A 21,215-nucleotide genomic window follows, 5' to 3' on the forward strand; every position below is an offset into this window, starting at 1 on the left:
CGCCGGCGAGGCTGTGAGTGGACATCAAACTTCAATTAGTTTGGCATTTGAAGCGTGACGACTTCTTTGCCTTTCAGGTTTTCGTTGGTGTATTTCATTGCGTCCTCGTAGCCCGTTTTCTTCATTTGGTTACGCAGATCGTTGATGATTTTCAATGCGGCTTCATCGGATTTCGCGAATACCGCTTGTTTCCATACGTCGCCGATTTGATCCATGGACGGCTTGAGCGATTCGTATTCAGGCGATTTCGCAAGCACGTCGCCAGGCGCGTAAGCGCTGATTACGCTAATTCCGTTCGGACGAAGGATTTTGCGCGCATTGTCCATAGCGGCAATACGTTCTTGGTCGGCCCAGATATCGCCGCCGAGCGTGTTCGTGCGGTCAAGACCCGTCATGGATTCGAAGCCGATGCCGAAGCCTTCGTTCTTCTTCGCTTTGCCCGTCGCGTCCGCGTTGAATTTATCGAAGAAATCTTTCTTCGCGACCGGTTTGCCGTCCACCATGTCGTAGTGCACGCCTTCTACGCCGTAATGCACGAGTTTGAAGCCTTCGTCGGAAGCGAGGAAGTCGAGCAGTTTAAGCGACGCGTCCACGTTCTTGTTCTTTTTCGTGATAACCGTAACGTTGTTGCCTTGGATGCCGAGATCGACAGGACGGTTCTCTTCGGCGCCAGCGCGCTCCAGCGGTCCTACCGGAACGAAATCGGTGCCCGGATGCGCTTTCACGTAATCCTTGGATGCATCGAGAATGGCCGGATAGTGCGCTGCCAGAACAGCAATGCGTCCTTGATTGATTTTCTCCTTGGCGATCGGATCCGTCTGTGTGAACGTTTCCGGATCGAGCAGTCCTTCGGAGATCAGCTTGCGGTAGTAGAGCGTGTAATCCTCGTATTGCTTCGACATGAACGTATGCTCGAGCGTGCCGTCGCCTTTGTCGATATAATCGGATCCGTAGAACATCGTGTTGCCGATTCCGACCGCCCAGCCGTTGGAGAAGCCGCCAAGCGGGAATACCGGCATTCCGTTCTCTTGCAGATTAGCGTCTTTGATTTTCTTGAGGAAATTGTACAAGTCGTCTTTCGTATGAACGGATTGCGGGTCGATGCCGATTTTGCCCGCGATATCTTTCCGTACATAGAAGCCGTAGAGCCAATCGTTCGCGTCCTTCTCGCTTGCCGGCTGGTTCTGGTAGAGCATATATTTCTTGTCGCCGAAGGCGCCGATCGCTTTGTCGTACAAAGCCGGAGGAACGTTCTCCTTCGCGATCTCTTTAGCCAGGTTCGGGTATTTGTCCAGTTTATCCGAAATGTCGACGAGCTGGTCCTCGTTAGCCGCTTTTATGATGCCGTCGAGTTCGCCGCCCCATGCCGGGCCGGTATAAACATCGGGCAAATCCTGCGTTGCGAAGATCGTGTTCACCTTCTCGACCTCGCTGCCCTTCGTATAATCGAATTTCACGGTAACGCCTGTTTTCTCTTTGATCGCATTCGCGATCGGCGTCATGTCGACGTCGCCCGCACCCGAGCCGTTCCAATTATGAAGGATTTTGATCGTAACCTCTTTGTTGCTCGCCGTTTCGGACGAACCGCCGTTATTCGTGCTCGTATTGCCTCCGTTGCCGGCGTTGCCGGCGCTGCCCCCATTATTGCCGTTGTCGCTGCAGCCAGCGAGCATACCGCCGACCAATGTCAATGCGACCATCGAAGAAACGGTCGTTCTCTTCTTGTTCCACATACGAACCCCTCCAAATTATTCGATTATGGTATATGATAAAGTTTCGTCCGCGACGGCAGCCGAAAGGTTCAACGGGGAACCGACCGCCGGATCGCGCAGCGAGAACCGTTATCCGAACTTCATTTCTTTCACGAGCGATCAGCCTTTGACCGAACCGATCATGGTGCCTTTAACGAAGAAACGCTGCAGGAACGGATATACGCATAGAATCGGGAATACCGCGATAACGAGCAATGCCATTCGCAGCGACTCCGGCGTCGAGCCCGCCATATTGACGTTAATCGTCTGCCCGCCATTCTGGGATGCCTGCTGCGCGGCGTTCGACAACGCTTCCGCTTCCGTCAACATTTGCTGAAGCAGCGTTTGAACCGGAATCAGATCCTTATTCGACACGTAATACGCACCCGTAAACCAGTCATTCCAATGGGCGACCCCGACGAACAGCCCGATCGTCGCCAGCACCGGTCCCGACAACGGCAGGATGATGCGGGTGAAAATTTGAAAATCGCCGTATCCGTCGATCCGCGCCGATTCTTCGAGCTCCTCCGGAATGCCCTGCAGGAACGTGCGAATAATGACGATATGCATGAAGCTGAACAGCGACGGAATGACGTACACCCAGAACGTATTGATGAGATGCAGCTTCTGCAGCGTGATGAAGTAAGGGATGAATCCCGCGCTGAAGATCGTCGGCAAAAAGATGTAGAAGGTGAAGAACGTCCGTCCGGGCAGCGTCTTCTTCGACAGCGCGTACGCCATCATCGTGCTTAGGAACACGGAGAGGAACGTCCCGAGCAGCGTCCGCATGAGCGTGATTTTGTAAGCCGCCCATATCTTCGGATTGTCGAACACCTGCGCGTAGTTATCGAACGTGAATTTCCGGGGAAAGAAGTAGAGCGCGCCCATCATGGAATCCTTACCGTCGTTGAGCGAGTAGACGAGAATGTAAATGAACGGATAGATCATGGAAAATCCGAGCAGTGCCAGAACGATATAATTAAGCACATCAAATGGCGAGATAAGCCGTTTCTTCATGTCGGTTACTCCTTCCTGCGGAATTAGAAAAGGGACACATCGCTGACTTTGCGCGCTACGCGGTTGACCGTCAAAATCAAGATGAGCGCGATGACGCTTTGGAACAAGCCTACCGCGGCGGCGTAACTGAGTCGTCCGGAGCCGATACCCGCGTTAATAACATGCACGTCGAGCACGCTGCCGATCGACGCCGTGGCCGGTCCGTTCAACAGGAGCAGCTGTTCGTAACCCGCGCTCATCAAGCTTCCCGTGGCGAGGATGAACAAGATAACGGCGATATTGCGAATGCCGGGCAGCGTGATATGCCAGATTTGCTTGAACCGTCCCGCGCCGTCGATCTTCGCGGCTTCGTATTGCTGCTGGTCGATGCCGGCAATCGCGGCGATGTAGATGATCGAGTTCCAGCCGATGTTCTTCCATATATCCGAACCGATGATCATTTGGTAGAACCAACTCGTGTTGTTCAGGAATTGAATCGGCTCATTCACCAGGCCGATCGATTCCAGGAAGTTGTTGACCGGACCTCCGTATTGGGAGAGCAGCCGCTGCATCAGCGTGACGACGACGACCCACGATACGAAGTAAGGCAAATACGAAAGCGTTTGCACCGTTTTCTTAAAAGCAACGTTGCGAACCTCGTTGAGCAGAATCGCGAGCACGATCGGCGTCAAGAATCCGATACATAGCTTCATCCCGCTGATCAGGATCGTATTGCGTATGATTTCTTTGGATTGGTAGTAATCGAAAAATTGATGGAAATACTTCAAGCCGGCCCAAGGGCTGCCGGTGAAACCACCGGTGAATCTGAAATCGCGGAACGCGACTTGGATGCCGTAGAGCGGCACGTAAGAAAACAGAAAAAACCAGATGACGCCAGGCAGCATGAACAGATAAAAGATTTTGTGCCGCCAAATGCGCTTCCAAAGCAATGATGCGGTCATATCGCGTTTCCTCCTTGCGAATGGTGTAGGCGCAGTCCTTTGAACCACGTTTGTTTCAATCGGGCTGTACCCTTCCTACTTCTTACAAATAATATATAGTATCTATTGTATATATTCAATATGTTTTTTTGTATTTTATAAAAAGTTTAATCCACCTTACTGTTAACCTCCGGCCGGCTGCTTGAATCCGCTTCTTCCGGCACAACGCAAAAGCCCGGCTTCCTAGTCGTAGGAAGCCGGGCTTCATGGCGGAAACACTATTTGGCGTTGGGAGAACCGGATGTTTGACGGACAACGAGCTCGGGTTCGATGAGCGTCTTCATATATTTGCCGCCTTTGCCATTGCGGATGATCTGCAGCAGCATCTCCGCCGCTCTGCACCCCATGTCGTACTCGTATTGCTTGACATGCGTGAAGATGCTGAAATCCTCCGACATCGAAGTCGGATCGTCGAAACTGACAATGGACACGTCGCCCGGAACTTTAAGTCCCGCCTGCCGCGCCATTTGATATATTTCGATGCCGAGTCTGCCGTTCAGCGTTATATAAGCCGTCGCCATCCGGTTGCGGATGTAACGATACAACGGATGCCGTTCCGGATCATCGGTTTCATCCATGCTGAATTCCGTGATCATATGCGCCGGATTGATAAGCGCGCCCTTGTTCTTGAGCGCGTTCATATAGCCTTCGATCCGTTCCTGCACCGTGATCGTCTGCAGCGGGGAATCGGAGCAAATGGCGATTTCGCGGTGGCCAAGCTCCCACAGATGGTCGACTGCCAGACTCGCCCCCATCCTTCCGTCCGCAGCGATGTAATTCGTCTCGACGCCAGGCAGGAAGCGGTCGATCAGCACGAACGGAAAACCCGAAAACTTCATGGCCAGTATCTCTTCATTGTAGCGTTCTTCATCGACCGGGAAGATGAGCAGCCCTTCGACACCGATGTCTTTCAGCGTCCGGATCGCTTCGATTTCCTGCTTTATTTCGCCGCCGGACAGCAGTATGATGCAGCGGCAGCCCCTCTCTTCCAACGTGCGCCGAATCCCTTCGACGAGCCGGATCGCGAAGAAATCGTAAATCGAGGGCATTACGAGACCGACGACTCCGGTCCGCCTTCCGAATTCGCCTTGTTCCGAAGCCGAGGCTCCTGACGGCGCGCTTGCCGAGGCGGGCTGCTGATTCGTTTCGATCAAAGCTTCTTTCCCGCGCCCGCTCACGAAGCTGCCCCGTCCGGGCACGCGCGTGATGAATTTCTCGTTCGCAAGTCCGGAAAGCGCGTTAACGACTGTTATTTTGCTGACGTTGAACTGCTCCATCAGCTCTTTCTCCGTCGGAATCCGGTCGCCTTCCTTCAAACCTTCTGATTCGATTAAGTCGCGGATGTAATCTTGGATCTTCTGATATAGCGGTATCCGGTCAGCTGTGCTCATTTCACACCACCAATTCTCGGTATCATATTAGTATATATAATATATTTTTGCTTGCTGCTATGCAAGCAGGATTCTCTATGCCAATTACCCCTTTTTTTATCGCAAAATAACCCCTCCGACCTAGATAATGTACAATTTCACCGAGAATAATAAGAGGTTTTGTCGAAAGTATTGTATCTTTATATACAATATATTAAATATAAACTGTGTTGGTAAACACATGGCTTGCAACAGACGATGTTGGAATGCGAGGAGGTGACCGGCTGGAAATAGACGGGCTATGCGTCTTGAGCAAGAAGCAGGGCAAGTACGGATTGATTGCAAGCTGCAAGCAGCTCCGCTGAGGACAAGGGATGCAGAAATCAGATTGATCAAACTAATGGAACGAGGTGCTTGATTCATGATTCGAAAGTTTACGACCGCGGGACTGGCGCTCGCCTGCACGCTGACTTTTACGATCGGCGCATCGGCGGAAACCCCGGCGCAGCCTGCTGCCGCAAAGGATAAAAGCACGATTACGTGGCCTTCCGACCAATTGCTGCCTAGTTTCGCCAAAGTCAAACAGCTTGAAGTCGCGGATATTTACGATGCGCCCGGCGACGTGAAGATCATGCTGGCCGCGCTGCAAGGCATCGTCAACCGCAAGCAGCCCCGCATGTATTTGCTCGAGAGCAAAGAAGAAGGCAAATTCACGTGGCTGAACGATATCGATGTTCCTTATAAAGTACGCGATAACTACTGGGATCTCCTGCAGACGTTCAAGAGCGAAGTGAAAGGCGTCATCGTGTACGATCCGAACGTGCCCGACTCCATTAATGTCGCTACGACGATGGCCGGCCTGCAGGATGCCCTCGTCGCCAGTCCCGAACTGGCGGAGAAGCTGACAGCCGCGCCTTACGGCTTGAAGGTGCTGGACGATCTTCGCGGGAAGTTCAAGGATCGGCTTGACGCCTACACTTGGCAGTACGAGCATCTCTGGAATCAGACGACGCACCGGATGCTGATCGGACTGAGCCCGGATACGTCCATCCGCATTCCGGACGGCCTCCCCGCTTCCTTCAAGACGATCGCCGCGGATACGACGCAGGAACGCGACGGGAAGAACCGCAGCGTCTACGATCTCGATCTGTCGCCGTTCGTCGGCAAAGACGCGGTGTATCTGCGTTTCGACGATGCTTTTACGCAGGATGGCTGGGGCTCCGCCGTGCATGAAGTGACCGTGAAAGCAGACGGTCAGACGATCGCCCATTTCGTGCCCGGCACTCCGGAAGAAAAGCCGTTCTTGTATGACGCGCAGAGCTCGCAGGTCTCTTCGGGCAACGGCGGCCACCGTTTTGCCGATAACGGCCGCTACTTCGTGTACAAGTTCACGCCGCCTGCAGGCACGAAGCAATTGACCGCCTCCGTCGATATGTGGAATCAATTCAAAGTATCGGCCGGCAACGATCAGCCGCTGTCTTCGGAGCAGAAAGAGCCTTACGGCTACTTGCGGGATTACGCGGTCGCCAACAAGGCGATGGTGTTCTGGCTCGACGCGAACGTGCCGGAGCAGCGCGAGTTGTTCGAACGCATCCTCTCCGACGTCAAGCCGGGCACGCCGTACTTGGGCTGGTTCAGCAACGACGTGCAGGGGGAATTCAATTCCGTCGAAATCACGTCGCAGCACAGCGTATACGTCCTGGCGGCGGATTGGTTCAGCAACATGTCGGTATTCTCCGGCACGTCCATGAAAGCGAAGCTGCCCGCTCCCGCGAAGACGCCGAAGCTGGACAATAAAATCTACGTCACCTACACCTTCAGCGAAGGCGACAACTTCCAGTATAACCAGCACCGGATGCGCGTGCTGTGGGACGATCCGAGCCGCGGCAAGGTGCCGATCAACTGGACGTCGAGCCCGCTGCTGTATGACGGCGCGCCGGTCATGCTCGACCATTACTTGAGCACCGCTACGCCGAACGACCAGCTGATCGCCGGACCGTCCGGCGCCGGCTACTTCTACCCGAACGCATGGCCGGACGAGACGTTCGCGCCTTATTTGAAACAATCGTATGCGTACATGAAGAAAACCGGCATGACGATTCCGTACGTGCTTAACCGCGTCGACGGCCAAAACGTGCCGCTGAGCGAAGCCAAAGTCAACGCCTACACGAACGAATACCATGTGCCGGGCCTGTTCCTGAGCTGGGAAGACCGCTTCGGCATCTCGGTCGAAGGCGGCAAGCTGCCGGTATCGACGATCCAAGGCATCAGCACCGTGCAGGACGGCAAACGCATTCTCGACGAAGCCAAAGCGAATTGGGACGGCAAGTCCCCGCTCTTCGTCTCGCTCGGTCTGCTGGCATGGAGCATGACGCCTTCCGATGTCGCCGCTTTGAACGCATCGCTTGGCAGCGAGTACCAGGCTGTCAGAGCCGACCAGTACTTCTCGCTCGTGCGCGAGGCGAACGGCTTGCCGGCCAAAGCGCAATAAGCACAAAAAGATCCATACGCGAAATGAAGCAAATCGTGAGATGATCCAAAAGCTTATCAATGAAATTAATAAGGTATCCGACCATCGCATGCCTAAAAAAATGCGCCCTCTTATTGAAAATGACATCACGCATCCAATTGGTCGTAAAGCCTTCGCCTACGCAGCTAAAAAGAAGCTCTCGGGGCTGCATTTCCCGAGAGCTTCCTTTCTATCCAGCATCCAGCATCCTTCTCATCCGAACCTAACCGATTCAAATTCGAAAAGCTAGGAGACACTTTATCACGTCTCCATGCAAGTTTTCAAAAATCAAAGCGAGTGAACAGCAAGGCCGCCTCTACAGCACCATATTCATATCCTACATACATTCAATCACCATCAAAATTAAATGTAATGAGATATTAACCTTCACTCGTTGTATTTACGCCACAGGCACTATTCATTCTACTGGTCTGCTGCATCGCAGCTTCAATACCTATCGATTGCAGTGAAAGTACGAGGTTATGTTCAGCACCTACAGATTCGTCGACCTGGATCACCATTCTACAGTCATCGCAGAAAGTGACACGATTTTCCGAACAAATCAAATTAGACTCGTTTTCTTTTGCTGCTTCAGTCAATACTAGCGTCTCGTTTAATCCTCGCTGGAATGTGTTACCATGACAGATAACCCGCGCATTTGGCGTCCAGATCCCCATTACAGTTTTGATATAACGATAGCTTTATCGAATATATCGTCCATTCCTTGTTCGCTCCTTGAGCCTAGATTACTATTTTGTGGTCAATAATATCCAAGTTCTTTTTTACGAATTCGGCATATGCCAGCAAATCGATCGGCTTCAGTTTTTTCCTTCTGAACGGTTTCTTCACGATTCTTCATCAGGATTCAGGATGACACCGCCGCTCAAAGCCAAGCATACGTAGGCGATGCTCCCAGCATAGGAGGAGTCTGAATGAGCGCAGTAGTACGATGACAGAAGAAACTTTCCTCCGTTTTCCTTTACAATCTGCATAACGTCAGGTGAACGCCCTACTCTTCCCCCGTCCCCTTACAAATATCGCTCATGATCGTTTTGACCAATCCAGCAATAGCACTAGAGAACGATTTGAGTCAGATGAGCTCTCTAAGCGCCGTCACTCGTCCAAAGAAGAGAACGGCTAGCGCGTGCCGCAGGCTTGCCGGCGGAATGCGATTTGACTTCACGCCGATAAACTGAATCGCAGCATTATTCGATTAATGCTTCACGCTTATTTCATGAACCTCTAGCAGCATTGTCGACAGTAACCGACAAAAAAATGATAAATTCCTGGTTCTTTTTACCCGTGATCTATTACATCATTCTGTTATAATCTTTAACGTTACTAAATTATCCATTCGGAGGAAGAAAATGAAAAATAAGTTATTCATTCTCTCAACTGTCTGTGGTCTAGTTATTTCAAGTAGTATTTTATCAAGTGTATCTGCAGAGGATGTTTCAAGTACGTCAAATCTAGTGAATATTAAAAATGAAATTGAAAAAATTAAAATTGAAGATGCTGCATATTACCTTCAAGAATTAAAGCAACAGAGTAATACACAGAAAGCCAAAACTCTATCTGAAATGGGCATTAACACTAATGAGGTGAACAACGAATCTACACTAGAGGAAGTTGCGCAAGAAATGGTTGACCAATCATATATCTATGGATGAGAGTGGAACTGTTTATGACAGGAACGCTAACTTGTATGATAAAATCGATATTACTCCTAAAACTGACGAATCGCTTGCATCCAATGCAAATGAGGAAGATTCGTTTACTACTTTTGCCTATAACAATCCCCGTATTAATGGCGATGACTCTGGAGCCTTTATTAGACAAACTAGCGTAAAAGGATATATCGGCTCCAAAACTCAATTTACTCTCCCTTCTAATATTTCGGGTGACTTTAATATTACTGGGTCGGGTGCTGTCGCTTACATTTATAATGGATTAGATTACAAAGTTGATACTCATCCTTCCGATTACCTTTCCATGGAAGGAGGCATTCAGGTAAGTCAAGCCAATAACAATTTTTCATCTTATATCAGAGTAAATGGAGGTTCCCTAATTCTCTCTGATGATGCCGCGAATCCTCCCGGCAGTATTCCACCTCGTTATAAAGCCGGAACTGCATTTACAAGTAATCTTCGTTACGAAATTGCTTCTGGAAAACTAAAATACTATTCGAATGGAACAAATGTAAATAATGTAGTTCAAAACTTGAGCTTTACCTATGCAAGATCCTTTACAAGTACACAACTAGCTGAAATGAGAGCGAAAAGAGTACTAGCCATCGGCAAGGACGGGTACGACGGAACTCAGGCACTAGGTTATATTTCTTTGAATTATGCAGGTTCAACTCTTCTTAAAACAGATGGATCAACGAATGTAAATTATAGCACTGGTTTGCTAGATTCAAATCTGTACAATAATAAAATATACGGAACTGCTTACTGGCCAAGTTCCGCTGCAACTTATTCACCTCCAGTCTCTGGTGATATATCGACTCAAAGCCAAACAGTCGATACAAATTAATTAATAAATGCAACATTTTTGACAAAGATAGAGTCTAAAAGGGGGAAAAGTCCTCTAAAGGAGATGTTAACGTGCTAAGAAGACTAAACTTGAGGAAGCTGCTTCTATGTATGTATGCAATAGTGTTAATTTATGGCACTTTAGCCGTACATGCATTTGCATCGTCAGCTATCTTATTTGAGAACAAAATCCCACCTATAAGCACTGATACCAAGTTCACTGAAATTAGTATTGCGATGAGCGGAAAAAATGCACAAAAGTTAATAGTTAAAGGACATGATGTAGGAATCCGAGCTCTGTTTGAGAAATTTAGTGATCAAGTAGTTTGGGACAACAAAGCTAAGTTTGTAGCTATAAAGAACAATGGAAAGGAACTCGTGATCCCCTTTTCTGAAAACTTCAAACCTAATAGTAATCAAATCACGCTTCCGGATGGCTGGGCTTATTTCAAAGATGGAAGAACCTATTTAAGATTTCCCTATTTTGCTTATTTATTTGATCGTTATGCGGAATTTAAATCAGGGTCAGAAGAAGATTTGTGGAAACAGAAGTTATCTTTCTTAAACATCGATTACATTGATACAAATGACTCCACACCAAAGGACCAAACAATTCATTCATCACTTCTTATAAAAAGCTAACAGTATAAATTTCAAACGCGAGGGGCTTTGCACCGCGCACAAACGCCCGGAGACGATATCGTCCCGGGCGTTTGTCGCATTCGTGCACTACTATGAATCACTGGCCAGCGTGCGAGATCGCGCTCACTGCAAGCGGAAGGCCTGCGGCGTGACCCCTGTCATTTTCAGGAAAGCCCTGTGAAACTGGCTCGTGCTGGAGAACCCGAGATCCGCGCTGATCTGGCCGACCGTCGCGTCCGAGCGCCGCAGCCGGTTCATCGCTTCGTCCATGCGCAGCTTCAATAGATATTGATACGGCGTCGTCCCCATCGTCTCGCGGAAGGTACGAATGAAATGAAACCGGCTTTGCAGCGCGATTCCCGCCAAATCATCGATGCTGATCGCGTTCTCGTAACAATCATGCATATATGCGAGCGCCCGCCGCAAGTGGGGATCGATCCCTCCGATCGGCAGCGCGGTCCCCGCTGTCCCTGCTGCGCCCCAACCTGATTCCGGGGATGGAACGCCGCTCGTCACGCCCGTTAACCTGCCCAAATAACGCACGACGTCGATCTCCACTTCCTGCACGGCCAGCGGATCCGCCAATGCCTGGCCTTGAATCAGCGCAAGCATCCATTGCCGGAACCGGCTCACGATGTCGTCCGCAACGAACGACTGCCGGATATCCTGCCGCGCACCCGCCTCGAAACGGGGCTGAATCGCGTTCATGCCGCCAATCCCGCGTTCGCGAACCTTGAGAATGATGACGGACGTGCGCGCGCCGATCTGAAAATGGTGATTCGTTCCAGGCGGCTGGATGAGACCGCTGCCCTGCTCTAGCGCGTAGCTGCGCGCCTCCTGCGTAAAGTGGCAGGTTCCTTGGATCGGCAGCGTCACCTGCATCCAATCTTCATGCGCATGGGGAACGTTCTTGAAATCCTCGCTGCCCTGCCACAACTCGATCCATTCTGTCTCTGCTTTCATCTCCATCGGCTTCACCTGCACCTAGTATAGCAAAAATTGCTCGCTAGGCAGCACTATTCGCAACGACCCCCTTCTTCGATTCCGCTACAATGTAGAAAAATCGAAAGGGGTCATGACCCATGTCTCAAACCGCCGCGATCGCCGCGCCGCGCAATCCCGCCGTCTGGATGCTGGCCGGCGTCAGCTTCGCCCATCTGCTCAACGATGCGATGCAGAACGCCGTGCCTTCCGCTTTCCCGCTGTTCCAATCTTCGCTGCAGCTTTCGTATACCCAGATCGGCTGGGTGGCGTTCACGCTCAATATTACGGCCTCCCTGCTTCAGCCGTTCATCGGATACCTGTCCGATCGCAGGCCGATGCCGAACCTGCTCCCGCTCGGCATGCTCTTCTCGCTGATCGGCGTGCTCGGCTTCGCGTACGCCGGCTCCCTCTGGATGCTGCTTGGTGCCGCGGTGCTGATCGGCATCGGATCTTCCGTGCTCCACCCGGAATCGTCGCGCGTAGCCCGCATGGCAGCGGGCCGGGGGAGCGGCATGGCGCAATCGGTCTTCCAGGTCGGCGGCAACACCGGCCAAGCGCTTGCGCCTCTGCTCGTCGCCTTCGTGCTGCTGCCGCACGGCCAAACCGGCTTCCTATGGTTTACCATCGCGGCCGTCATCGGCATCGCCGTGCAGATTGTCATCGGCCGCTGGTACGCCAGCCAGCTTGCCGCTGCTCCGGCCAAGCCGAAAGGCGCATCCGGCGCCGGCCGGACGGATCGTCCGGTCCATTCGAAGCTGTTCATCGCAGGCGCGATGGCGCTGCTGATCGTGCTGCTTTTCTCCAAATTCGTCTATATTGCCGGCATGACGGGGTTCTACTCGTTCTACTTCATGGATCATTATCATTTGCCTTTATCCCGGGCTCAGATCTGCTTGTTCGCGCTGCAGTTCGCCGGCATGGTCGGCACTTTGATCGGCGGACCGCTGGCCGACCGGTTCGGCCGCAAGACGATGATCTGGATCTCCATCGCCGTCACGGCGCCTTTCTCGCTGCTGCTCCCTTACGTCAGCCCGGCTGCCGCCATGCTGCTCTGCTGCGCGATCGGACTGATCCTCATGTCCGGCTTCTCCGTCATCATCGTTTATGCGCAGGAGCTGATGCCGCGTCATGTCGGTACCGTTTCCGGGTTGTTCTTCGGCCTCGCCTTCGGCATGGGAGGACTCGGTTCCGTGCTGCTCGGCTCGCTCATGGACCGAATGGGCGGCGATTTCGTCATCGGACTTTGTTCCTTCCTGCCCCTGCTCGGCATCTGCGCTTTCTTGCTGCCGCGCGATTCCAAGCTGATGGGACATACGGAAGCCGCGTAATCGGTCGAAGCGAATACAGGGGCTAATAATTGAGGAATCGGGCTGACAGGCGTACAATGGAAGCAGCAATGTTCATCCTTTATACTGGCAAGGCATCTTGAAAGGAGCATGACGGACTTCATATGATTATCGATATTCAACATGTCACTTGGCGCAATGGGCCGCTCACGCTGTTGAAAGACGTGAGCTGGCAAGTATCTCCCGGTCAGCATTGGGCGCTGCTCGGACTGAACGGTTCCGGCAAAACGACGCTGCTGAACTTGGTGAACGGCTACTTCTGGCCGTCGGAAGGCTCCGTCAGCGTCCTCGGCCACCGTTTCGGCGAAGTCGACCTGCGCGTGCTGCGCAAAGAAATCGGCTGGGTCAGCACGTCGCTGCAGGAGAAACTGTACGCGACGGACCGGACGCAGAACATCGTCATCAGCGGCAAGCACGCGACGATCGGGCTGTACGACCAGGTCTCGGAGGCGGATCTTGATACCGCCCGCTCCCTGATGGAAACATTGGGCTGCGCCCATCTGTGGGACCGCGAATTCCGCACCTGTTCGCAGGGCGAGAAGCAGAAGCTGCTCATCGCCCGCGCGCTGATGGCGCAGCCGCGCGTGCTCATTCTGGACGAACCGTGCAACGGGCTGGACCTCTTCTCCCGCGAAAGACTGCTCGCAAGCATCAAGTATCTGGCCGAGCGTCCCGACGCGCCGACCTTGATTTACGTCACCCATCACACGGAAGAGATATTGCCGGCGTTTACGCATGCGCTCCTCATCCGGGGCGGCGAGGTCGTGCGGAGCGGCCTTACGGAGGACGTGCTTACTTCAGATGGACTGAGCGAATTCTTCGAATCGCCGGTCGCGGTGGAGAAGCACGGCGAGCGAGTCTACGTGCGCGTAGCGGAATAAAGTTACGAACAGACGGACGGTTAGCAATGATGCCGGGTACACGGTGCCACGGAAGGAGGTTGTCAAGAATGATGCAAACCATCTCGACTAAACGTAACGGCATGCTCAAATCCGCCGTTCTCGGGCTGACCGCGGCCGCAGCGTCCATCCTGCTGTGGTTGTCATTCAACTTCGCCAACCTGTACGCCGAATCGGGAGATAACGCGCACGCGGTATTGATTCGAACGTGTTGGACGCTGCTGCTTCCTGCCGTGCTGGCGGCAGGCGCCTCCTGGTTCGCCAAGCCCTACCTGCTGCTCGCCTCCTTCATCTGGTCGCTGCCGATCAGTCTGTACCTGGCGTGCACGCCAGGTATCTACGCGCTGTTCGGCCTGACGTCCGCCGCCTATTTGATCGCGTATCTGATGATGCGTTCCGGCTGGTAGCCGCGTAACGAAACCGATCAGAACCAATAACAACGGGAGCCGGTCAAATGACCGGCTCCCGTTGTTTCCGTTATCTGCCTGTCGCTCTGCATCCTTACTGCGGCGTTCTACTTGTCGGTGCCGATCGGAATCGATACCGTCTTCTTATACGGCTTAATGTAGTGGAAGCCGGTTAACAGAAGCAATTCCGGCTTGTCCGCCGTCTTCACGGCATACGTCTGCTCCCAGAACACGTTATTGTTTCCCAAATCCCATGGACGCGCCTGCGATATCGATGCAATCGGCACCTGCTTGCCGCCGGCCTGTACGAATAAGTGGTCGGTGTCTAACTGCGTAAACTGTGCCCTTGCGATGTCGATATCGTAGCCGGACGCGGTCTTGGTCACGCTTCGAACGAATACCTTCTCCGTGCCGATTCGGATCGATCGATCCGAAGGCGATGTCAGCGAGATCGGCTCCGTCACCTTCTGGTAACCGGTGAAGTTCTCGAGTACGATGTCCATCGATTCAATTTTGTCGCTCGGCAGCACGTCGTAATCGAGTTCGAAATCCGTTATCTTATCCAGCAATAATTTGGTCCTCATTCCTACGGAATTCACTTCGCCCCCATTCACTGTAAGCTTCGTTGTGCCCGGATATCTCGGCGGTTCGCCATTGTCCATCTCGTAGTGCCCTTTGATCACCGTTGCAGTGGGCGAAGCTGTGATCGAATCATACACGATCTTGCCTTGGTCGACGGGCACGGAAATCGCCAGATCCTTTTGAATCATGCTCTTCATCGCCTTATTCGCCTCGAATTTGAACGAGATCGGGTAGGTCGCCTTCTTGCCGGCTTTCTCCGTTGTACCGGCTTCCAGCCACTCGCTGAATTCGACCGTTAACGTCCGCGAGAACGGGCTGACCGGCTCGAATTTTTGAATACCCTGCAGTTGGGTCCGATCTTTATTGAAATTGCTTCCGCCCTCTGTCGAGTGGGAATCCGTCAGGAAACCTTTTATTTTGTAAATATCGAACCGGCTGGCGTCTTCGATCTTAAACGTCTGGCCCTCCGGGAGATCGATCGTATAATACATCAGAAAAGCATTATCGTCCGCGATGACGCCGTTAATAGTAAGGACGGTACCGTCCTTGAGCGTTTTGCTTTTGCCGACGGTTTGTCCATACCCTTGTTCGGCGAGTTCGGAGAAGCTAAGCGAGTACAGATCGTTCCGATTGAGCAGCTTGCCCCCGTAATAAGCAAAGGCCGGATATTGATACACGAGGACGAACAGCATCAGCGCCGCGGCCGCCGTCAGGCTCCATGTCCATGCGCGTTTCCGCTTTGGCTTCTTCGCCGGGACGCGATGCAGCGCTTGCCGCAGGCGATCTTCCATTTCGCTTGGCGCTTTGATCTGATTCAAGTTTTCTTTGTGCTGATTGAATTTCTCTTCAATGGTATTCATAGCGCTCACCTCCGACGATGTCTCTCAATTTCTGCATGCCCTGCGAAATTCGCGACTTGATCGTGCCTAACGGCACGCCTGTCATATCCGCGATCGTCTGATAGGGAAAGTCATGCACGTAACGAAGCTCGATCGCCTCCCGCTGCTGCGCGTTCAAGTGGGCGAGCAGCGTCTGCATATCCATTTCGGATTCCGTAATCCGGTACGGATCGGCCTCCGTTAGTGCCGGCACCGACGTTTCGAGTTCTTCCTCCAACGGCTGGAATTTCCCGTTCTTGCGGAGCAGCGCTTTGCATCGATTGACCAGAATGGTTTTGCTCCAACTATAGAACGCTTCCCCCTTTTGCAATTGCCCGATCTTCTCATAGAGCGTGACAATCATATCCTCCATCGCATCCATCGCGTCATGCTCGTTCCCCATGTAGGTGTAGGCAAGACGATAATAAGCGTCCCGGTCGGCCATGATTAGTTGTAATAGAGCCTCTTTGTTGCCTTTTTGGGCTTGTCTGACAAGACGGCTTACCATCAAGATCTCTCCCCTTTCATAGTTAAGAGCATGCAGGAGCGCAAAAAGTTCATTGCCGGAGCCTTTTAATCGGCCTGGTATGCATGAACAGCCGCAATTAGCCATTAAAAAAGCAGCCTCGCGGGCTGCTTCATCATCATTCGGATGAACCGTTCTTGATTATCGCATACGAAACGGATTCATTTCCATACTTAACGCCTCAGGATAATTCCCCGCGTTCCTTGTAGAACAACGCCTTCAGCGCAAACCGCGGCAATATCAGCTGCCGGCGCCAGCGCGACGGCTGATTGATCAGCCGAAAGAGCCATTCCGCGTGCAGCCGCTGCCAGATTCGCGGGGCGCGCTTGACCGTTCCGGCAACGATGTCCAAGCTGCCTCCTACACCGACGGCAATGGAGGCATCGAGCCTGTCCTTGTAGGCATGGATCCAGCGTTCTGCTTTCGGCGCGCCCAGCGCGACGACGAGCACGTCCGGCCGTTTGGCTGTAATGTCCGCCGCGATTCGCTCGTCTTCCGACGGATCGAAGAAGCCGTGCTGCCGGCCGGCTACGACCGCGCGGGGATACTGCGCTTGCATGACTTCCGCCGCGCGTTTGTTGGTTTCCTCGCTGCCGCCGAGCAAATAGAACGACCATTGGCGCCGGTTGCCGGCTTCCAGCAGCTCGAAGAGCAGATCGCACCCGGTCACGCGTTCGGGAAGCGGATTCCGCCGCATGCGGGAGACCATGACGATGCCGATCCCGTCCGCCGTCAGCAAGTCGGCTTCGTCGATAATGCCGCGCAGCTCCTGGTCCTGCTGACAGGACATCGCGATCTCCGGATTCAGCGTAACGATATGGTACAGCTTCTGTTTCTTGGCTTGGATAACGGCTTGCACTCTGGCCACAGTCTCCGCCATCGTTAGTTTCGGCACCGGGATCCCCATAATTTTCGAATGATCGGTCATCGTGGTTGTACCTGCCTTCGCTTCTTTTCTCCATAATCTAACATAAATATCCTCGATTAACGATACCAAGTCGACGCATACTCGAATTCGTCGCCGGACAAGTTGTCAGCCTGGATATTAGGCGTATGCGATAATCGAGCCATCGATCGCTATCCGCCGCCAGCTAAGGCTCCATATCGTACATGCTCGAATGGGCGATGTTAACGGTAACCTTCACGTTTCGTAACGAATCCTCGGTTAAGAACAGTCCGTCATTCGCGCTTGCGGCCGTTAACGTTCGATAGGCTTTCGGTTTACGGCGGTACAAGTATTGTTGAAAGTCGTAGACATCGGCATGCTTCGTTATGCCTGTCCGATAGGTTTCGAGGACCTCTTCCGCAATCTTCTTCTCTGCGATTTCCTTGAACTGCTTGGCCTTCGACGGCATTAATACTTCCTCGACCACGCCGGTAAATTTTATATGGAGGGAAATGACGGGCTTCCCCGCTTGCAAAACGATTTTCGTTTTCTTCTTGGGCTTTATAACCAATAACGACCCTAATCGCTTGCCGTCCTTGCTGATCGGCACAACCGCCCGCCGCGTCTTGAGATTCACCCATCGTATGCCTTCCAGCTGCTTTTCATTGAATTTCTGTTCCGCTTTCCCGCTGTTCAGCGCATAAGCGCCGCTCATCTTCAGGACGGTTTGAAACTTCGTCTCATTCTCCCAGCTCTTCGGCTTGAGCGTCAACCTCGGGATGAGATCGGTTTCCCCCTTTTCTTCCGCGTTGGCTAAGACGGTATTCAGCCGAATCGGCGAAATGTAGGACAGTTGATTATGAAGCACCTTCGGATTATGCAAGAGGTTCGAAATCGGCGAAAGATTAAAAAACGTTGAATTCTTGAACAGGTCGTCGATGGGTTCGCGAGTACCGAAGACCCAGGTATTATAACGAATCTGAGGAAAACGCGGGATCGAGTCAAAGAAGACGTTGATTTCGTTTTTCAACGCGCCTTCGCTAAAAACGATGGCCATGAGATGGTCCCAGTATAAGTTTTGCTGCGACGTTTTGTACAATTCGTTAATAGCCTCGTACAAGGTTTCGCCTTCGCTCTTACCGACCCACACCTTCGACCTGTCGTCGGCCGACGTCTCCTCTTGGCTGCCCATGTCGCCGAAATCCATCAACTCCACGTAGATCGTATACTTGCCAGCATTATAATCGATCCCCATCGCGGTCACGAAGTTATAGTCGGATACCGTCTTGACATCCCAGCATCCCGTAATCACAAGACCGGCAGCGAACAGCGTAACGGCGGTACCGACTATTTTCTTCATTTTTCTCCCTCCTTTCGGTCCACATCGGCCGGTTTATAAATGAGCGGTCTTGTCCGCATCGAGATTCTTGGTTTCGTGAGCAACGCCATCAGCATATCTTTAAAGACAGGCGGCGATATCGGCGCCAGATACGGCACTCCGAAGGACTGTATTCGGGTCAGGTACACAAGAAGAGCGAACATGCCCCAGAAGAAGCCGTACATGCCAAGGAATGACGCGCATGCCAAGATGTACAGCCGCAGCAAGGTCACCAAGCCGCTCAACGATTGATTGACCAAGGTATAGGTCGACACCATGGATAAGGCGGTCACCACCAGCATAGCCGGGGAAGTTAAGCCTGCCTCGATCGCCGCTTGACCGATGAATAGCCCCCCGACCACAGTAACCGTCTGTCCGACCCCTTTGGGCAGCCGGATCCCTGCTTCCCGGAACAACTCGAACGTGATCTGCATGAGAAAAGCTTCTAAAGGCGCGGGGATCGGCAATCCTTTGCTTACATTAATGACCGTCGCCAACGTAGTAATCGGTATTTGGTCCAGATGATACGATGTAAGCGCGACATAGAAGCCGGGAATAAAAATACCCATGAAGAGTCCAAGATACCGCAAGAGCGATTCGCACGCCACGAAGATATAGGAGGCATGAATGTCTTCAGGCGTCTTCAGCAAGGACGTCAACGTTGCCGGAGCAATAAGCACCATCGGCGTGCCGTCGACAATAATGACGAATCGGCCCCGTAGAAGCGCTTCAACCGCAAAATCCGGCCTTCCGATATAATCGATTAAAGGAAATAGGCGAAAAGGAGAATCCGAGATGTACTCCGCCAGCTCCTCGCTGCTGACGAGCGCATCCACGTCGATTTTTCCGATCCTCTTGCGGGCGGTTTCGATCAATGTCGGATCGATAATATCGCTCTCGTACAGAAGCGCTACCTTGGTGCGGCTCCTTCTGCCGATCACGTAGCTTTCGCAGCATAGGGTTTTCGTGCGAAGGCGTTTACGGATGAGGGCAATATTCATGGATACCTGCTCCGTGAAGCCGTCGCGCGGCCCTTTCACGGACACTTCCGTATTGGATTCCTGCGGTTGCCTCTGCGGTGGGTCCGATATATCCAACGTATAGAGCTTATCGAGACGGTCGAAGACGAGCAGCAGTTTCCCGGAGAATACATCATCTATAATGGCTTGCTGGTCCTTATCGAGCGGCTGGAACGACAGGTTCCCTAGCTCGCCCGATTCCACCTGATCGGCAGTCAGCTTCTCCAACTGCGGAATGATGGACTGGTCAATGCGTTTGCCGTCGATCAATCCTTCGCAATAGACGAACAGGATGCCCCACCGGCTTTCCTCGTTCATCAGCTGAACAGGCTGGAAGTTAACATCGGCGCATTTCTCGAACAGCTGCCGCAAATCGGATTCAAGAGGTCGAGTTTGATCCGACTGCATGGCTATGGCCTCCCCTCTCTCTAATGCGAACAATGACGGCAAATACTAGCAGCAGGCCAAGCACGGCGAAAACGAAAATCAACGCGAAAGGATAAAATTTCTCCCGCAGAAACCAGACGAACAGGGGATCGCCGATCGGAAACAGCGACGTGATCAACATAAACAGGGTCAAGGCGAGGAGCGCCGTTGTCCGAGACCGCTTGCTCTTGAATTGGCACAACTCCATGATGATATACATGCAAAGCGATAAGCGGATGAAGGCTCCGCTCAGCCATTCGTAGATCGATAGAAAATCAAGGTGGGCAACGTTTTTGCCTAACGTAACCAGTCCCCACTGCTCGAAGGTCGGGTATCGCTGCAAGGCTACTTCTCCCGGCGAGAAGTTCGTTAATATATCCAGCAGCGTACCGAGCACGAGTCCGACCTGGACGACAATCAGGAGCAGTACGAAGGAAGGCCGAATTTTGGCTTGGATATGGTGCTGGATGAACAGCACAATCACGACTTCCATCACGGTATGCGTAGAGAATATCGTCCCGTGCCACACCGGGGTCAACCCTTGCTCTAATACGGGCATCACGTACTGGTAGTTCTTATACTGCATATTGACGAGCAACAAGAAGAGTTCCAGCAAGATGAAGACCGGCAGCAGCACGCCTGCACATAATGTGATCGACCAGATGCCCGCTTGCGCCGTCATGTAGCACAGCAGCGTCAGCGAAGCCGCGATGACGAAACGCGGCGTCTCCTGCAGAAAAGTCGTATCTACCCAATTCGTCGTATCCTTCAACGTAATCAGGCTGTCGGACAGCAAGTAGATCATAATCGGCAGCGCGATCATCCAACTGGCGAACGAGCCGAAATGACGCTTAACCCAAGGGATGATGGATTCCTTCATCGTGGCATTCATAATAAATTGAAGCATGAGGAGTAGGATGATGCCCGGCACGAAGGCCATGAGGACGCTGATCCAGGAGTCTCTGCCCGAAACCTTCAGGATTAGCGGAATGAGGGTCGTCTGATTCGTGACGGCCGAAGTAATGGTAAGCAGCAGAAACGCCTGCACGAGAGAAATTTTAAACGTATTCATCTTCACGCA

18 protein-coding genes are annotated in these 21,215 nt (G+C 52.4%); 7 read left to right on the forward strand and 11 right to left on the reverse strand.

Annotated features, from left to right (window positions below):
* Positions 1-35 precede the first annotated feature (35 nt).
* The 4 genes from GZH47_RS02990 to GZH47_RS03005 all read right to left on the reverse strand — a co-directional run bounded on the left by GZH47_RS02990 (position 36) and on the right by GZH47_RS03005 (position 5,139).
* Entirely contained in the window at positions 36-1,733 is a 1,698-nt protein-coding gene (locus GZH47_RS02990) for a type 2 periplasmic-binding domain-containing protein (protein WP_162638468.1), read from the reverse strand.
* A gap of 138 nt (positions 1,734-1,871) precedes the next feature.
* Positions 1,872-2,768, reverse strand: a complete 897-nt coding sequence (locus GZH47_RS02995; RefSeq protein WP_162638469.1) for a carbohydrate ABC transporter permease — start codon at positions 2,766-2,768, stop codon at positions 1,872-1,874.
* A gap of 23 nt (positions 2,769-2,791) precedes the next feature.
* Positions 2,792-3,709, reverse strand: a complete 918-nt coding sequence (locus GZH47_RS03000) for an ABC transporter permease (protein WP_162638470.1) — start codon at positions 3,707-3,709, stop codon at positions 2,792-2,794.
* A 257-nt stretch (positions 3,710-3,966) separates the two neighbouring features.
* Positions 3,967-5,139: a GntR family transcriptional regulator gene (locus tag GZH47_RS03005; protein ID WP_162638471.1), complete on the reverse strand. Its 1,173-nt coding sequence runs from the start codon at positions 5,137-5,139 to the stop codon at positions 3,967-3,969.
* A 400-nt stretch (positions 5,140-5,539) separates the two neighbouring features.
* Between GZH47_RS03005 and GZH47_RS03010 the strand changes: the two genes are divergently transcribed.
* The 4 genes from GZH47_RS03010 to GZH47_RS03025 all read left to right on the forward strand — a co-directional run bounded on the left by GZH47_RS03010 (position 5,540) and on the right by GZH47_RS03025 (position 10,803).
* Positions 5,540-7,609, forward strand: coding sequence for a GxGYxYP domain-containing protein (locus GZH47_RS03010; RefSeq protein WP_162638472.1), 2,070 nt, complete (start codon positions 5,540-5,542; stop codon positions 7,607-7,609).
* 1,385 nt (positions 7,610-8,994) lie between these two features.
* Entirely contained in the window at positions 8,995-9,297 is a 303-nt protein-coding gene (locus tag GZH47_RS03015; protein ID WP_162638473.1) for a hypothetical protein, read from the forward strand.
* A gap of 31 nt (positions 9,298-9,328) precedes the next feature.
* Complete coding sequence (locus GZH47_RS03020; RefSeq protein ID WP_162638474.1) at positions 9,329-10,162, forward strand: hypothetical protein; 834 nt, start codon at positions 9,329-9,331, stop codon at positions 10,160-10,162.
* 110 nt (positions 10,163-10,272) lie between these two features.
* On the forward strand, positions 10,273-10,803 hold the full coding sequence (locus GZH47_RS03025; protein ID WP_162638475.1) for a stalk domain-containing protein: 531 nt from the start codon (positions 10,273-10,275) through the stop codon (positions 10,801-10,803).
* Positions 10,804-10,926: 123 nt separating this feature from the next.
* Here GZH47_RS03025 and GZH47_RS03030 read toward each other — a convergent pair whose 3' ends face one another.
* A complete protein-coding gene (locus tag GZH47_RS03030; protein ID WP_162638476.1) occupies positions 10,927-11,766 on the reverse strand; it encodes an AraC family transcriptional regulator in 840 nt (279 codons plus the stop codon).
* A gap of 119 nt (positions 11,767-11,885) precedes the next feature.
* Between GZH47_RS03030 and GZH47_RS03035 the strand changes: the two genes are divergently transcribed.
* The 3 genes from GZH47_RS03035 (at position 11,886) to GZH47_RS03045 (ending at position 14,439) form a co-directional block, all read left to right on the forward strand.
* Positions 11,886-13,115, forward strand: coding sequence for an MFS transporter (locus GZH47_RS03035; RefSeq protein ID WP_162638477.1), 1,230 nt, complete (start codon positions 11,886-11,888; stop codon positions 13,113-13,115).
* A gap of 122 nt (positions 13,116-13,237) precedes the next feature.
* Entirely contained in the window at positions 13,238-14,014 is a 777-nt protein-coding gene (locus GZH47_RS03040; protein WP_162638478.1) for an ABC transporter ATP-binding protein, read from the forward strand.
* A 68-nt stretch (positions 14,015-14,082) separates the two neighbouring features.
* Positions 14,083-14,439, forward strand: coding sequence for a hypothetical protein (locus GZH47_RS03045; RefSeq protein ID WP_162638479.1), 357 nt, complete (start codon positions 14,083-14,085; stop codon positions 14,437-14,439).
* A gap of 107 nt (positions 14,440-14,546) precedes the next feature.
* On the opposite strand, the gene GZH47_RS03050 is transcribed toward GZH47_RS03045, so the two are convergent.
* From GZH47_RS03050 to GZH47_RS03075, 6 genes are all read right to left on the reverse strand, one after another.
* Positions 14,547-15,881: a DUF4179 domain-containing protein gene (locus tag GZH47_RS03050; protein WP_162638480.1), complete on the reverse strand. Its 1,335-nt coding sequence runs from the start codon at positions 15,879-15,881 to the stop codon at positions 14,547-14,549.
* Positions 15,868-16,410: an RNA polymerase sigma factor gene (locus GZH47_RS03055; protein ID WP_162638481.1), complete on the reverse strand. Its 543-nt coding sequence runs from the start codon at positions 16,408-16,410 to the stop codon at positions 15,868-15,870. The genes GZH47_RS03050 and GZH47_RS03055 overlap by 14 nt, the downstream gene beginning before the upstream one ends.
* A gap of 196 nt (positions 16,411-16,606) precedes the next feature.
* Positions 16,607-17,353, reverse strand: coding sequence for a WecB/TagA/CpsF family glycosyltransferase (locus tag GZH47_RS03060; protein WP_162638482.1), 747 nt, complete (start codon positions 17,351-17,353; stop codon positions 16,607-16,609).
* Between the two features lie 163 nt (positions 17,354-17,516).
* Positions 17,517-18,671, reverse strand: coding sequence for a Ger(x)C family spore germination protein (locus tag GZH47_RS03065; protein WP_162638483.1), 1,155 nt, complete (start codon positions 18,669-18,671; stop codon positions 17,517-17,519).
* Positions 18,668-20,116 (reverse strand): spore germination protein, encoded by a 1,449-nt coding sequence (locus GZH47_RS03070; RefSeq protein WP_162638484.1) that lies wholly within the window; start codon positions 20,114-20,116, stop codon positions 18,668-18,670. Before GZH47_RS03070 ends, GZH47_RS03065 begins: the two co-directional genes overlap by 4 nt.
* The gene (locus tag GZH47_RS03075; RefSeq protein WP_162638485.1) at positions 20,088-21,206 is read right to left on the reverse strand and encodes a GerAB/ArcD/ProY family transporter; all 1,119 of its coding nucleotides are present in this window, start codon (positions 21,204-21,206) and stop codon (positions 20,088-20,090) included. Before GZH47_RS03075 ends, GZH47_RS03070 begins: the two co-directional genes overlap by 29 nt.
* Between the last annotated feature and the right edge of the window lie 9 nt (positions 21,207-21,215).

It is taken from the genome of Paenibacillus rhizovicinus (genome assembly GCF_010365285.1).
Classification (GTDB): Bacteria; Bacillota; Bacilli; order Paenibacillales; family Paenibacillaceae; genus Paenibacillus_Z; species Paenibacillus_Z rhizovicinus.

What these genes read in the sequence shown, in the direction of transcription:
- GZH47_RS02990 (WP_162638468.1), bottom strand. Translation starts at nt 1,733, where the DNA reads ATGTGGAACAAGAAGAGAACGACCGTTTCTTCGATGGTCGCATTGACA.
- GZH47_RS02995 (WP_162638469.1), bottom strand. Translation starts at nt 2,768, where the DNA reads ATGAAGAAACGGCTTATCTCGCCATTTGATGTGCTTAATTATATCGTT.
- GZH47_RS03000 (WP_162638470.1), bottom strand. Translation starts at nt 3,709, where the DNA reads ATGACCGCATCATTGCTTTGGAAGCGCATTTGGCGGCACAAAATCTTT.
- GZH47_RS03005 (WP_162638471.1), bottom strand. Translation starts at nt 5,139, where the DNA reads ATGAGCACAGCTGACCGGATACCGCTATATCAGAAGATCCAAGATTAC.
- GZH47_RS03010 (WP_162638472.1), top strand. Translation starts at nt 5,540, where the DNA reads ATGATTCGAAAGTTTACGACCGCGGGACTGGCGCTCGCCTGCACGCTG.
- GZH47_RS03015 (WP_162638473.1), top strand. Translation starts at nt 8,995, where the DNA reads ATGAAAAATAAGTTATTCATTCTCTCAACTGTCTGTGGTCTAGTTATT.
- GZH47_RS03025 (WP_162638475.1), top strand. Translation starts at nt 10,273, where the DNA reads ATGTATGCAATAGTGTTAATTTATGGCACTTTAGCCGTACATGCATTT.
- GZH47_RS03030 (WP_162638476.1), bottom strand. Translation starts at nt 11,766, where the DNA reads ATGAAAGCAGAGACAGAATGGATCGAGTTGTGGCAGGGCAGCGAGGAT.
- GZH47_RS03035 (WP_162638477.1), top strand. Translation starts at nt 11,886, where the DNA reads ATGTCTCAAACCGCCGCGATCGCCGCGCCGCGCAATCCCGCCGTCTGG.
- GZH47_RS03040 (WP_162638478.1), top strand. Translation starts at nt 13,238, where the DNA reads ATGATTATCGATATTCAACATGTCACTTGGCGCAATGGGCCGCTCACG.
- GZH47_RS03045 (WP_162638479.1), top strand. Translation starts at nt 14,083, where the DNA reads ATGATGCAAACCATCTCGACTAAACGTAACGGCATGCTCAAATCCGCC.
- GZH47_RS03050 (WP_162638480.1), bottom strand. Translation starts at nt 15,881, where the DNA reads ATGAATACCATTGAAGAGAAATTCAATCAGCACAAAGAAAACTTGAAT.
- GZH47_RS03060 (WP_162638482.1), bottom strand. Translation starts at nt 17,353, where the DNA reads ATGACCGATCATTCGAAAATTATGGGGATCCCGGTGCCGAAACTAACG.
- GZH47_RS03065 (WP_162638483.1), bottom strand. Translation starts at nt 18,671, where the DNA reads ATGAAGAAAATAGTCGGTACCGCCGTTACGCTGTTCGCTGCCGGTCTT.
- GZH47_RS03070 (WP_162638484.1), bottom strand. Translation starts at nt 20,116, where the DNA reads ATGCAGTCGGATCAAACTCGACCTCTTGAATCCGATTTGCGGCAGCTG.
- GZH47_RS03075 (WP_162638485.1), bottom strand. Translation starts at nt 21,206, where the DNA reads ATGAATACGTTTAAAATTTCTCTCGTGCAGGCGTTTCTGCTGCTTACC.